The following is a 12,449-nucleotide window of genomic DNA, read 5'->3' on the forward strand; positions in this document are numbered from 1 at the left end:
GTCTTTAACCTGTGCGGCGTGGTCGGGGATTCGTCGATTTCTTCTTTCTGGGCCTCGGTTTGCTGGCTTCGTTGCTGGTGACGGTGTGGACGTCGTGGCGGCGGGTGGGATGCCGGTTCGGTTGGCCGGGGGGCCGTCCGGGTCCTGCCCGGGTGGGTTTCGGCGCGTTCGCGGGACAGGTGCTCGTCGCGCGGAGGTGCCGGAAGTCGCGTCGGACGCGGGCCGGGGTGAGTCGTTCGGGTGGTGCTGGCCGTTCCCATGGGCGGCGTAGGTCCGCGGCGATCGGGCGGGCCAGGCGGAGCTGGGTGTGCGCGGCGATGATCAGCCAGGTCCACCGGTCGGCGGCGGCCGGGTCGCGCAGTTTCGGCACGGTCCAGCCGAGGGTCTGTTTGAACAGCCGGAACGTGTGCTCGATGTCGAACCGGCGCAGGAACGCCTGCCATAACAGGTTCACCATCGCCGCGTCGGGTGTGGGGTCGTTGCCGATGCTGGTGGAGCACCACAGCCAGACCGGTTTCGCGGTGGCACCGGAGGGCAAGCGAGCCACCTCGAGGCGGATCAGGGTGCCTTCCAGGATCGGCAGGTCCGGGCAGTCGGCCCAAGCAGCTCGGCGGGTCAACCTGGGGTGCAGCCGATGCCAGGCGCGGGCGGTGGCGGTGCCGTAGCGGCGGGTCTCGGTCATGGTGGTGACGTCGGGGTCGTTCCAGCTGGCCGGGTCGCCGAAGATGAACTCGCCGCCGTGCCGGCGGGGCCGGCCCAGCATGCCGGGCTGCCGCGGTGGGGTGGGCCGGCGCAGTACCCGGTCCGACCGCAGGCGGGCCAGGACCCGCACCGGCAGGTCCCGCAGCAGCCAGGCCAGGCGGGCAGCGTCGTAGCCGGCGTCCATCACGACCCACATCGGCGGGTCACCGGCCCGCCAGTGCCCTGCGGCGATCAGCCGCGTGAGGACGTCCCGAACCTGTCCGGCGGTGACCGCGGCCAGGTCCGCGCCCGGCGCCAGGCGCACCGCGTCCAACGGCGCGGTCCACGAGGTGCGGCCGCTCTCCAACGCGACCACGAACGAGTAGGGCCAGCCCGGCACCCCGATGTGCTGATCCTTGGCCCGTCCGTAGGTGTGACACAGGATCCGCTCCGGCACGGTGTTCGCCTCCGGCCGCAGCCAGCAGGTGACGTCCACCGCGAGGACGATCCGGCCGTCAGCCGCGCGTGGCAACGGCACCGACGCCACCGCGGTCCGCAGCCGATCCACGTCGACCCGCCCAGCACCCAGGGCGTCATACAACGCGCCGTGCCCCCGACGGTGCTCCGCGACCAGCGACAAGGCCGGCAACGACCGCACCGGCCCATCCGCGCACAACACCGCATCCGCCAACTCGAACAACGCATCCCCGCGAGCCGTCAGACAGCGGTAGAACTCCCCACGGAACCAGCCCAGATCCCCGCCCGCCCCACCACACCCGCTATCAGGCACACTGATCCTCCGCAGCCTTTGATGCGATCTTCTTCCCTAGACAAGAGGAATGATCGATCAAGGGCTGCACCCATGATCAGCCGGGGTCGATGCCAGACGGCCCTAGGTTAAAGATCAAGCTAAGGCCTGTTTGGTAACTGAGGCAGGGCTGCGGCGGGCCCAGATTCCGCCTGCGCACACATCGCGGAGGCCCGGTTACAACACCGGTAGCCGGGCCTCCGCGCTGCGCACGCAGACGAAATCTGGACTCCGCCGCAGCACCTACCCCAGTTACCAAACAGGCCTTGGAGACGCACGAAATCGAGGAAATGTGCAGTCAGGCGGTGACGATTTTGACGCCCGCGTCGCGGAAGGCATCCAAGGTCTGCTGGGTCGCGTTGGAGTCGGTGACCAGCGTGTCGATGCGGTCGATCGGGCAGATCCGGGCGAACGCGTGCCCGCCGAGCTTCGAGCTGTCCGCGATGATCACGACCCGGCGGGCCCGGGCGACCATGAGGCTGTTCATCGCCGCCTCGCCCTCGTGGTGGGCCGCCGCGCCGAGGGTCACGTCCAGGGCGTCCACGCCGAGCAGGGCGATGTCGAGGGTGACGTCGCGCAGGATGTTGCCGCCGAGCGGGCCGACCAGCTCGAAAGACTGCGGGCGCACCACGCCGCCGGTGACCACGATCTTCATCCGGGAGCGGACCAGCAGCTCGTTGGCGATGTTCAGGGCGTTGGTGACCACCGTGAGCTGGGCGTCGTCCACGCCGCCGGTCAGCTCCGGGCGCACCGCGAGCGCGCGGGCCACCTCGGTCGTGGTGGTGCCGCCGTTGAGCGCGACCACCATGCCCGGCGAGACCAGGGCGGCCGCGGCGGCGCCGATGCGCTGCTTCTCCGGGGCGTGCTTGGCCGTCTTGTACCGCAGCGGGAGGTCGTAGGACACCCCGTTGGCGACCGCGCCGCCGCGGGTGCGCGTGATCATCTGCTGCTGGGCGAGCTGATCGAAGTCGCGGCGGATGGTGGCCTGCGACACGTCGAGGCGCTCGGCGGCGTCCTCCACGCTGATCCGGCCGCTGTCGGTGAGGATCTCGAGGAGCGCGTTCCAGCGCGCGTAACGGTCCACGCGGCCCCTCTCTGCGCGTACGGTGCGAGATGTGTGCACAATGATGCGCGAAACGACGGGTAAACGCAAAGGCAACTGCTCGAACGAACGGATGGGCGACGGTTGCCAGTCCGCCGGACGGTAGGCGATGATGCCCGAACCGGAAACTTTGTTGCCAGTAAAGATGGGGCGAGGACAGAGCCGCACATGACGCAAACCGTGATCGCCCTCGACGTCGGGGGCACCGGGATCAAGTGCGCCCTGGTCGGCGCCGACGGCGACGCGCTGCACACGGTCCTGCACGCCGAGCGCCACCCCACCGGGGCCGAGCGCGGCGGCGCGGCCGTCATCGCCACCATCCTGGACATCGCCGAGGGACTGGCGAACACCGCCCGCGCCAAGGGGCTGGAGCCGGTGGGCGCCGGGCTGGTCGTGCCGGGGGTCATCGACGAGGTCAACGGCATCGCGGTGTGGGCCGCGAACGTGGGCTTCCGGGACGTACCGCTGAAGGCTCTTCTGGAGGATCGGCTCGGGCTGCCCGCGGCCCTCGGCCACGACGTGCGCGCCGGCGGTCTGGCCGAGGCGCGGCTCGGGGCCGGGCGGGGCCAGGACTATGTGCTGGTCATCCCGATCGGCACCGGCATCGCCGCGGCCAACGTGGTGCACGGGCAGGTCTACACGGGTGCGCACGGCGCCGGCGGCGAGATCGGGCACATCGTGGTGCGCCCGGGCGGCCCGGCCTGCGGCTGTGGCCAGCGCGGCTGCCTGGAGGCGATCGCCTCGGCGTCCGCGGTCGGCCGGCGCTACTCCGAGCAGGCGGGGCGCAAGGCCACCGCCGAGGAGGTCGCGCGCCTGGCCGCCGAGGGCGAGCCGACCGCGGTCGCGGTGTGGCGCGAGACGATCGACGCCCTCGCCGACGGCCTGCTGACCGGCATGGCGCTGTTCGACCCGGCGGTGATCGTGCTCGGCGGCGGGCTGGCCGAGGCCGGCGAGGCCCTGCTGGCCCCGCTGCGCGCCGGCATCCACGAGCGGGTGACCTTCCACCGGGAACCGGAGATCACCCGGGCCGCGCTCGGCGACGAGGCCGGCTGCCTGGGCGCCGCACTGCTCGCGCTCGACAACCTGAAGGAGAACAACGCATGACGCTGGTGTCCGGGGTACGGGTCGTCGCGGGCGATCGGGTCATCGACAACGGGTTCGTCCGGGTCGAGGGTTCGCGGATCGCCGAGATCGGGACGAGCCCCGATCAGACCCGAGACGCCGCGTTGGTGCTGCCCGGGTTCGTCGACATCCACGTGCACGGCGGCGGCGGCGCGACCTTCACCACCGGCGACGCCGAGGAAGCGCGCACGGCGGCCGCGTACCACCTGGGCCACGGCACCACCACGATGCTCGCCAGCCTGGTCACCTCGCCGCCGGAGCTCATGATGAGCGCCACCAAGGCGTTCGCCCCGCTCGCGGCCGAGGGCGTGCTGGCCGGGATCCACTTCGAGGGCCCGTACCTCTCCCACGCGCGCTGCGGCGCCCAGAACCCGGCCCACCTGCGCCACCCGTCCCTCGACGAGCTCACCGCACTCATCGACGCGGGCGAGGGCGCGGTCCGGCTGGTGACGGTCGCCCCCGAGCTGCCCGGCGCCCTGGACGCGATCCGGCTGCTGGTCGAGCGCGGGGTGGTGGCGGCCATCGGGCACACCGACGCCACGTACGAGGAGACGCTGGCCGGCGTCGAGGCCGGCGCCACGGTCGGCACCCACGTGTTCAACGGCATGCGCCCGCCGCACCACCGCGAGCCCGGCCCGGTCTTCGCCCTGCTCGGCGCGGCCGGCGTGACCTGCGAGTTCGTTGCCGACGGCATTCACCTGCACGACGGCACCCTGGCCTTCGCCGCCTCGGTCACCGGCCCGGCCCGCGCCGCCCTGATCACCGACGCGATGGCCGCCGCCGGTATGCCGGACGGCACCTACGACCTGGGCGGTCAGAGCGTCGAGGTGGCCGACGGCGTGGCCCGGCTCACCCGCGACGGGGCGATCGCCGGCAGCACGCTCACCATGGACCGGGCCTTCCGCCGGGCCGTGGGCGCGGGCCTCTCGCTGACCGCCGCCTCGCGGATGGCCTCCGGCACGCCCGCGCGGGCGATCGGGCTCTCCGACGCCGGCGAACTGCGCGAGGGCGCGCAGGCGGACCTGGTCCTGCTCGACGAGGACCTCAACGTTCAGCGCGTGATGCGCGCCGGCTCCTGGGTGTCGTAGAACGCGCCGTCCCAGTTTTTGAACGGCAGTGGGATCGCGTCCCACGGCACCCGCCGCAGGATCCGGTCGAGGAACACGCCGAGCATGAGCGCGGCGAGCCCGTCGGTGATCCAGTGGAAGCTCAGGTACGTGGTCGTGAACAGCAGCACCAGCGGGATCGTGTAGCGGATCGCCGTCACGAGCCCGGGGCGCAGCACGCCGGTGAGCAGGGTGGCCAGCACGCCGTACCAGACGATGGCGTTGACGACGTGCCCGGACGGGTACGACATCCCGGAGTCGATCCGGAACAGCCACTCGGGGTGCGTGATCGTGTGCTCGCTGGCCGCGGCCCGGTCGGTCCAGATCTTCAGCGGCCCGATCGTCACGTAGGTGATCGCGAACGCGCCGATGACCAGCAGGAACGGGCGTACCGTGTGGCGGGCCCGGGCCATGAAGAACGCCACGATCACGGCCAGCGGGGTCAGGATCTGCCCGCCCTGGCCGAGCTTGTTGAACACCCGCAGCGTGGTGTCGGCCCAGCCGGGCCGGTGCGCGTCGACGAAGTCCCGCACGGCCAGGTCCAGGCTCAGCACCGGCGTCTTCGCGGCGAGCAGGACCGTGATCAGCACGAAGCCCGCGACCAGCAGCGCGTCGAGCCACCAGCCGGACGGGCGGACGGGTCTGAGTTCGATGCGCACGACAGAAAACCGTACCCGAACATGCGAAAGGGCCCGGTCGCCCGGGCCCTTCGCACACCGGATCGCTACATCAGGTTGCGCAGCTGATCCGCGATCCGGTCGATGCGCACGCCCGAGTTGGGGCAGCCGCCGAAGTGGTGCAGCGCGATCACCTTGTTGGTGCGGCGCGAGATGACCGGCGAGCCGGACGAGCCGCCGTCGGTGTCGCAGTAGTACGACATGTCGGTGTTCGCCGCGTAGCCGTCGTAGGACGGCTGGCTCACCGCGCAGTTGCCGCTGCGCTCGGTGCTGTCCTCGGTGGTGATGACGGTCGGGGCGCCGCGCGGGTGCTGCGGGATGTACAGCTCCTCGCCGCGCACCGGGGCCCGGTCGTCGATCTCCAGGTAGCCGAACTGCTGGATCTGCGCGAAGTTCTTCACGCTGAACAGCGTGTAGTCGAGGATGTCGTCGGTCGCGAGGACCTGGTCACCCATGACCTTGGTCGGGCGCAGGGTCGAGCCGCCGTCGCAGCTGGCGCACTCGTAGTTGAACCACACCTCGGTGCTGCGCGCCTCGCGGGTGGTGGTGAAGCAGTGGTGGTTGGTCAGCATCCGGTTCTGGGTGCCGACCCGCCAGGCCGTGCACAGCTCGACGCCGTTGATGAGCAGCCGCGCGACCGGCTTGGCGTTGGCGTACGCGACCGGGTCCGACGACTTGTAGCAGGCCGCGTTCTCGGTCTCGTTGCTGCGGCCGCAGATGCTCTCCTCGTGCGGCGCGGCGGCCAGGGCGGCCTTCCGATCGGCGTCGGCCTTGGAACGCTCGGTCGCGGTCTGGCCGCGGGCGATCCGGTCGACCGTGACACCCAGGCCCGCCAGCCGCGAGCGCAGGCCGAACACGTCCTTGCCGGCCTTCTCGACCCGGACCACCGCGCGGTCCCCAGTCACCGACATGGTCCAGTTGTCGGACTGGTTCAGATCCCCGCCGGTGTACTCGTAGTGCTCCGACCCACTCGCATCGCTCACGATGACCTTGTCGCCGTCGTCGAGCGCGAGCCGCGAGAAGTGCACCTTCACGTAGTCGGCGCCGGGGTAGGAGAACGTGCGGCTGGCCGCCCGCTCGATGCTCCCGCCGGTCACCGACTCCAGGACGCCGGCCTGCTGAGCGCCCGGCTCCTCGAGGCCCGACACGTCGTGGAACAGCCGGAGCTTCGGGGCCGCGGCCGCGGCGGCCGGCGCTCTCGGGGGCTGCGCCGGGTCCGAGGACGCCACGGCGACCCCCGCCCCGGTGATTCCCAGCAGGGCACAGACCCCGGCCACCAGCAACGACCTACGCCGCATGAGCGCGTCCTTCCATGGGTTCGCAAGAAGGGAACGCCCGCTTCGGATAGTTAGGGGTGATTCGGGCGATCCGCCCATTCAACGACGCATCCCCGGCCGAGGGATCGGATTCTCACCGGTATCCGTCGACCGTCCCGCCGGTATGAGCCAGAAGGCCACCGAGGCCCAGCCGGGTGGTCACCACCGTGAGCAGGTCGCCCGCCTTCAGCACGTACGCGGCGGGCGGGGCCCACACCGTCTGGCGCTCCTCGTCCGTGGCCACCGCCAGCACCCGCACCTCGCCGATGTCCTGGGCCGCGTCGACCGGCCGCCCGTCCAGCCGCGAACCGGCCACGATCGGCACCTCGGCCAGCAGCAGCACCCGGCGGCCGACCGGGATGGTGCCGATGACCTCCCGCTCCAGCAGGGCGGCGGCGAAGGCGGGGGCGGCGAGGTACGAGACGCTCCGCGAAGCGGTCACGCCGAACGCGCGCTGCACGCGGTCGGCGAACCGGCCGTCGAAGAGCCGCAGGATGACCCGCAGATCCGGCTTGAGCGCGCGGCCCTCCAGGGCGGCCTCGAGGTTGGCCTGGTCGTCGGTGGAGACCACGACCAGCGCCCGGCAGGTGTCCACGGACGCGGCCCGCAGCGTCTCCACGTTGCTGGCGTCGCCGACGATGAACGGCACCCCGCGGGTCCGGGCCGCCTCGGCGCCGCGCGCGTTCTCGTTGCGATCGATCACCACCACGGGCACGCCGAGGTCGACGAACGAGTGCATGACCCGGGTGCCGACGTTGCCCAGCCCGACCACGACCACGTGCCCGGAGACCGGCTCGCGCAGCCGGCCGAGCGCGATGGCCAGCCGGGCGTTGACGACCGCCTCGACCACCGCCGCCGTGATCACCGGGATCAGGGCCACGTTGACCAGGCCGAGCATGGTGGTGACCAGCTTCTCCTGCCAGTGCGACTCGAGCTCCGGGCTGGCCCCGGTGAGCTCGGCGAGCAGCGTGACGTACGCGGCGTTCCACCAGCTGATGTGCTTGTAGTGGGCGATGACCCAGGTGCCGGCGACCAGCATGGCCAGCAGCACCAGCGCGGTCGCCCACAGCTTGCGGCTGACCAGGCCGCGCAGCGTGCGCAGCGGGCTGTGCAGCTGGCGGCGCCACCAGCGGCGGAGCCGGCCGTCGCGGGCGGCCCGGGTCCGGTCGGGGCGGTCGCCGCGCTCGATGACCGTGGCCGCGCGCTCGCCGGTGGCCACCGCCAGTACAAGATCGGCATCGTCTTTGGGCAGGAGCTCGGCGTCGTCCCGGGCCAGCCCGCAGACGATGTCGTCGGGCCGGACCTCGGTGCGGCGGGCCACGAAGAGCGTGCGCTGGGCCACCCGGACGTGCACCGGCGCGACCTCGCCGAGCGCCTCGGACACGAACGCGGGCGCGGCCATCTGGGCGTCGGAGAGCACCCGGACGTCGGCGAAGTTGCGCCGCACGCTGTGCCCCAGCCGCAGGTTGAACATCCGGATCACCAGCCGGATGCGCGGGTTGAGCTCCTGGGCCTGCAGGGCCGCGTCGAGGTTGCCGATGTCGTCCTGCTTGACCAGGGCGAGCGCGTCGGCCCCGGCCAGCCCGGCCCGCTCGAACGACTCGGTGTCGAAGCGCTCGGCCTCGACGACCCGGCCGCCGTGCTCGGCCAGCAGCTTGGCGATGTCGGGCCCGTGCCGGCGCTTCACGCTGGGCAGGATCGCGGTGACGTGCACGTCGTACTGCTGGAGCAGCTCGCCGACGAGCCGGTGCGCGAGGGCGTCGTCGCCGCACACCACGACCCGCTTGGCCGGCGCGTGCACGACGTGCCGCTCGGCTCCCGCGGCGGGTTCGATCGTCCACGGACGGGTGATCGCCTGAACGCGTGGAAGGTTCCCCCGAAGCCGCCGCATCAGCCACGACTCGGACGTCACCGGGCGATCCTAGCGAAGATCACCAGTTTCCGAAGACCCGTGACCTCGTTGGGCCACTCGAATCGCATTGTCGACCAGATGGGTTTTCGAGGATGAACACGTGGCTTCGCCGGACGGTAGGGACCGTCGGTATCGCGGGCGGCATGTTGCTGCTCGGCGCCGGCGCCGCGCACGCCGATGACACCGCGCTGGCACCCGGCCAGCTGGACGACCTGTTCTCGCCCGCGGGCGGCCCGAACAACCAGGCGCTGCAGCTGACCGCGCACAGCGACCGGATCGAGACCACCACCGAGTCGTCCACGACGACCTCGCTGGGCCAGAACCGGGTCAACCGCCAGGCCGTCCCGAGCGCCCTGCCGGGGCTGCCGCTGACGAGCCTCGTGCCGACGGACGCGCTGGGCCTGCCCCGCACCACGTCCAGCCGCCTGCCCAACCTGCCGGCCCTGCCGACCGACGCCGTCGCCGGCAACGTGTTGCCCAGCGCCGGCCACGCGCCGTCGGTGGCGCAGACCGAGGACGCGCTCTCGGGGCTTCCGCTCGTGGGCGGCTTGACCGATTTGTCACAGCTCGGCCTGCCGGTGAGCGGCCTGCCCGGCACCGACACGCTGCAGGGCGCCTCGATCGCGGACACCTCCTCCGCGTTCCCGGGCACGGCGAAGCCGTCCCCGCGCAAGGCCAAGCAGCCCAAGACCGAGGCCCTGCCCCTGGCCGGCGGCGGAGGCCTGCCCCTCGTCGGCAGCCTGCCCCTGCTCAACGGCGGCGGCCTGCCGGTGCGCGGCACCCTCAACCCGGTCGACAACGTCGGCATCCCGGTCGGCGGCGGCATGCCGGGCGCCCGCCGCGGCGCGACCGAGGCGGGCGGCCTTCCGCTCGTCGGTGACCTCCCGCTGGGCGGCAGCGACGTCCTCAAGAACGACTCGGTGACGGGCGTGCCGGTCATCGGCGGCGTCGGCCCGACCCCGGGCGTGAGCACCAGCGCGGTGGCGAGCCGGCTCGTGCCCACCACGGGCGCCCTGCCCCAGGCGGCGAGCAACCTGCCGCTGGTCACCGAGTCGGCGGCCTACGCCCCGCGCCACGCGGAGTCGGACGCCTACGCTCCCCGTCACGCCCAGACCGAGGCGCTGCCGCTGGTCACGGGCCTGCCCGCCGTCGGCGGCATCGCCCAGGGCGTCATGCCGTTCTTCAGCGGCATCGTCGGCTGATCACGGTTGTTGTACGCGGCTGAACCCAGCCGCTTCTCGCGGGGCCGGGCGCTGAGCGTCCGGCCTCCCGCGTTTCCGGCGTGGGCCGGCCGTGCGTCGCGCCGCCGCGCCGTGCGTCGTGAACCGGCGGCGTTTCGGTGAGGTCAGCGCACTTTCTGCTGTTCCGCGTAGTTCGCCAGCCATTCGACCTGGGTCGGGTCGAGCGAGGGCCGGACCCGGGAGCGGGCCAGCTCCACGTGCTCGGCGGTCACCTGCGTGGCGTCCAGCGACTCCCGCATCGCGGCCAGGGCCGACTCGCGCACCAGGGCCGCGCAGTCCGCCGCCGAGAAGCGGTCCAGCGAGGCGGCCAGCGCGGGCAGGTCGACGTCCGGGGCGAGCGGCACCGACTTGGCCGCCGCGCGCAGGATCTCGGCGCGGGCGTCGGCGTCCGGCGGCGGTACGAACACCAGCCGCTCCAGCCGCCCCGGCCGCAACAGCGCCGGGTCCACCAGGTCCGGGCGGTTCGTCGCGCCGATGACCACGACGTTGCGCAGCGACTCCACCCCGTCGAGCTCGGTCAGCAGCGCGGCCACCACGCGGTCCGTGGTCCCGCCGTCGGTGGCCTGGCCGCGGGTCGGGGCCAGCGCGTCCACCTCGTCCAGGAAGACCAGCGTCGGCGCGGCCTCGCGGGCCCGGCGGAACAGCTCCCGCACCGCCCGCTCGGACTCGCCGACCCACTTCGAGAGCAGCTCGGCGCCCTTGACCGAGAGCACGTTCGCCTTGCCGGTGCCGGCGATCGCCTTCACCAGGAAGGTCTTGCCGCAGCCGGGCGGGCCGTAGAGCAGCACGCCGCGCGGCGGGTCCACGCCCAGGCGGGAGAAGGCGTCGGGGTACGACAGCGGCCACAGCACCGACTCGGTCAGCGTCTGCTTCACCTCGACCATGTCGCCCACGTCGTCCAGGGTCACCTTGGCCAGTTCGAGCGAGCTCTCGGCCATCGACGTCGGGCGCACGACCTCCAGCGCGGCCTCGAAGTCGGCCATCAGGACCTGCGGGGTCTCGGCCTCCCGGCGGTGCCGGAGCGCGGCCCGCACGCCGGCCTCCCGGGCCAGCGCGCCCAGGTCGGCGGCGACGAAGCCCGGTGTCCGCGCGGCCACGTCGTCCAGCTTCACGTCATCGGCCAGCGGCATGCCCCGGGTCAGCACCGCGAGCTGTTCCTTGCGCAGCGCGGCGTCGGGCAGCGGCAGCGAGATCTCGTGGGCGAGCAGGTCGGGGGAGTGCAGGGCCGGATCGACCGACTCGGGGCGGCTGGTGGTGCACACGACCGCCTCGCCCTCGCGGATCAGCTCGCCGAGCAGCTGGCGGAAGACCGTCGACAGCGGGCCCGGCTGGTCGCGGGGGACCAGCGCATCGACGTCGGAGATGAGCAGGATCGCCGGGCGATGCTCATTCCCGTCTGCGGCGCGCATCTCGTCGGCCGCCCTGCGCAGCCGCCCGGCCGCGTCGTTGTTGGTCAGCGCCGCGATCTCGGGCGCCCACAGGGCCACCACCTGGGCCTCCACCTCGGCCGCGACCGCGTGCACGAGCGCCGACTTGCCGGAGCCGGCCGGGCCGGTGACCAGTACCCCCAAGGAAACGCTCGTCCCCAGCTTGGCCAGCACCTCGCCGTGGTGGAAGCCGAGGTCCAGCAGTTCGATCAGCTGTTCGGCCTGGGCCCGCAGGCCGGGGAGGTCGTCGAGGGTGGGTGGCGGCACCGCCGGGGCGGCCGGCTGGGCCGTCGTTCGGGCCGTCGTTTGGGCCCCGGCCACCGTTGAGATCACGGTCGCCGCGGCCGGGGTCGCCGTCGGCACGGAGCCGGGCCCGGCCATCACACCGCCGGGGGCGTGGGTGGCCTGCCCGTGCAGCCAGCCGACCGCGGTGTCCATGGTGACCAGCGCGGCCGCCTCGGGGTCGGCGGACTCCACGGTGAGCAGGGCGCTCGTCCACGCGTACCCGACCGTGTTGGACAGGCTCCGCCGGGCCGCCTCGACCAGGCCGCGGTCGACCATGTGCACCGCCGGCGCGGAAACGGACAGCGTGCCCAGCGACACGTCCTGGGGCAGCAGTGACACGTTGTCGCCGACCGTGACCACCTTGCCCAGCAGCGCCAGGCGCAGCATCTCGGGCGAGACGGCCGCCATGATCTCGGCCGGGCCGGAGAGCGTGACGTTGCCCGCCGCCCGCAGCGGGGCGGCCTGGACGGTGACCTGGCCGCCGTTGCGCAGGCCGAGGTTGCCCAGCAGCAGGTCGTCGGCGTACAGCAGGGCGCGGCTGGCCGTGGGCTCGGCCACCGCGACGATGCCGGCCGAGGTGCGCCGCCCGGTGAGCGTGATGGGATCGCCCGGGCGCAGGCCGAGGGCGGTGAGCACCTCCGGGTGCAGGCGCACGACGCCGCGGCGGGCGTCGAGCGCGGCCGGGCGGAGGCTGGCAGTGAGCGTCAAGGTCGCCGACACGCGTTCGAGCGTAACTGTTGCTGTGAAGGGGCTGAGTCTTTCGTCAAGCCGC

The 12,449-nt window shown here is 72.8% G+C and carries 9 protein-coding genes; 3 read left to right on the top strand and 6 right to left on the bottom strand.

The genetic code is table 11. The annotated features are described in order from the left end of the window. Positions 1-4: 4 nt before the first annotated feature. Together ACQP00_RS02270 and ACQP00_RS02275 are read right to left on the bottom strand one after the other, a co-directional pair. Positions 5-1,477: an NF041680 family putative transposase gene (locus ACQP00_RS02270; protein ID WP_433223634.1), complete on the bottom strand. Its 1,473-nt coding sequence runs from the start codon at positions 1,475-1,477 to the stop codon at positions 5-7. Between the two features lie 310 nt (positions 1,478-1,787). Then, complete coding sequence (locus tag ACQP00_RS02275) at positions 1,788-2,573, bottom strand: DeoR/GlpR family DNA-binding transcription regulator (protein WP_433213602.1); 786 nt, start codon at positions 2,571-2,573, stop codon at positions 1,788-1,790. Between the two features lie 186 nt (positions 2,574-2,759). On the opposite strand from ACQP00_RS02275, the gene ACQP00_RS02280 reads away from it, so the two are divergent. Together ACQP00_RS02280 and nagA are read left to right on the top strand one after the other, a co-directional pair. Next, positions 2,760-3,695 carry an ROK family protein gene (locus tag ACQP00_RS02280; protein WP_433213605.1) on the top strand — a complete coding sequence of 312 codons (936 nt, stop codon included), beginning with the start codon at positions 2,760-2,762 and terminating at the stop codon, positions 3,693-3,695. Continuing rightward, positions 3,692-4,801, top strand: coding sequence for an N-acetylglucosamine-6-phosphate deacetylase (nagA, locus tag ACQP00_RS02285; protein ID WP_433213608.1), 1,110 nt, complete (start codon positions 3,692-3,694; stop codon positions 4,799-4,801). The genes ACQP00_RS02280 and nagA overlap by 4 nt, the downstream gene beginning before the upstream one ends. Here nagA and ACQP00_RS02290 read toward each other — a convergent pair. The 3 genes from ACQP00_RS02290 to ACQP00_RS02300 all read right to left on the bottom strand — a co-directional run bounded on the left by ACQP00_RS02290 (position 4,765) and on the right by ACQP00_RS02300 (position 8,724). Continuing rightward, on the bottom strand, positions 4,765-5,478 hold the full coding sequence (locus tag ACQP00_RS02290) for a phosphatase PAP2 family protein (RefSeq protein ID WP_433213611.1): 714 nt from the start codon (positions 5,476-5,478) through the stop codon (positions 4,765-4,767). The genes nagA and ACQP00_RS02290 overlap by 37 nt on opposite strands. Positions 5,479-5,543: 65 nt before the next feature. Next, on the bottom strand, positions 5,544-6,794 hold the full coding sequence (locus tag ACQP00_RS02295; RefSeq protein ID WP_433213614.1) for a trypsin-like serine peptidase: 1,251 nt from the start codon (positions 6,792-6,794) through the stop codon (positions 5,544-5,546). 112 nt (positions 6,795-6,906) lie between these two features. Then, a complete protein-coding gene (locus ACQP00_RS02300) occupies positions 6,907-8,724 on the bottom strand; it encodes a potassium channel family protein (RefSeq protein ID WP_433213617.1) in 1,818 nt (605 codons plus the stop codon). Positions 8,725-8,867: 143 nt separating this feature from the next. Here ACQP00_RS02300 and ACQP00_RS02305 point away from each other — a divergent pair, with 143 nt between their 5' ends. Continuing rightward, a complete protein-coding gene (locus ACQP00_RS02305; RefSeq protein WP_433213620.1) occupies positions 8,868-9,926 on the top strand; it encodes a hypothetical protein in 1,059 nt (352 codons plus the stop codon). A 143-nt stretch (positions 9,927-10,069) separates the two neighbouring features. On the opposite strand, the gene ACQP00_RS02310 is transcribed toward ACQP00_RS02305, so the two are convergent. Continuing rightward, positions 10,070-12,397, bottom strand: a complete 2,328-nt coding sequence (locus ACQP00_RS02310) for an AAA family ATPase (protein WP_433213623.1) — start codon at positions 12,395-12,397, stop codon at positions 10,070-10,072. Positions 12,398-12,449: the final 52 nt, after the last annotated feature.

Source organism: Dactylosporangium sp. CS-047395, assembly GCF_050942185.1.
Taxonomy (GTDB): domain Bacteria; phylum Actinomycetota; class Actinomycetes; order Mycobacteriales; family Micromonosporaceae; genus Dactylosporangium.

Excerpts from the sequence above, each read along its gene's own strand:
- ACQP00_RS02280 (WP_433213605.1), top strand. The coding sequence starts at position 2,760 with ATGACGCAAACCGTGATCGCCCTCGACGTCGGGGGCACCGGGATCAAG.
- nagA (WP_433213608.1), top strand. The coding sequence starts at position 3,692 with ATGACGCTGGTGTCCGGGGTACGGGTCGTCGCGGGCGATCGGGTCATC.
- ACQP00_RS02295 (WP_433213614.1), bottom strand. The coding sequence starts at position 6,794 with ATGCGGCGTAGGTCGTTGCTGGTGGCCGGGGTCTGTGCCCTGCTGGGA.
- ACQP00_RS02305 (WP_433213620.1), top strand. The coding sequence starts at position 8,868 with ATGTTGCTGCTCGGCGCCGGCGCCGCGCACGCCGATGACACCGCGCTG.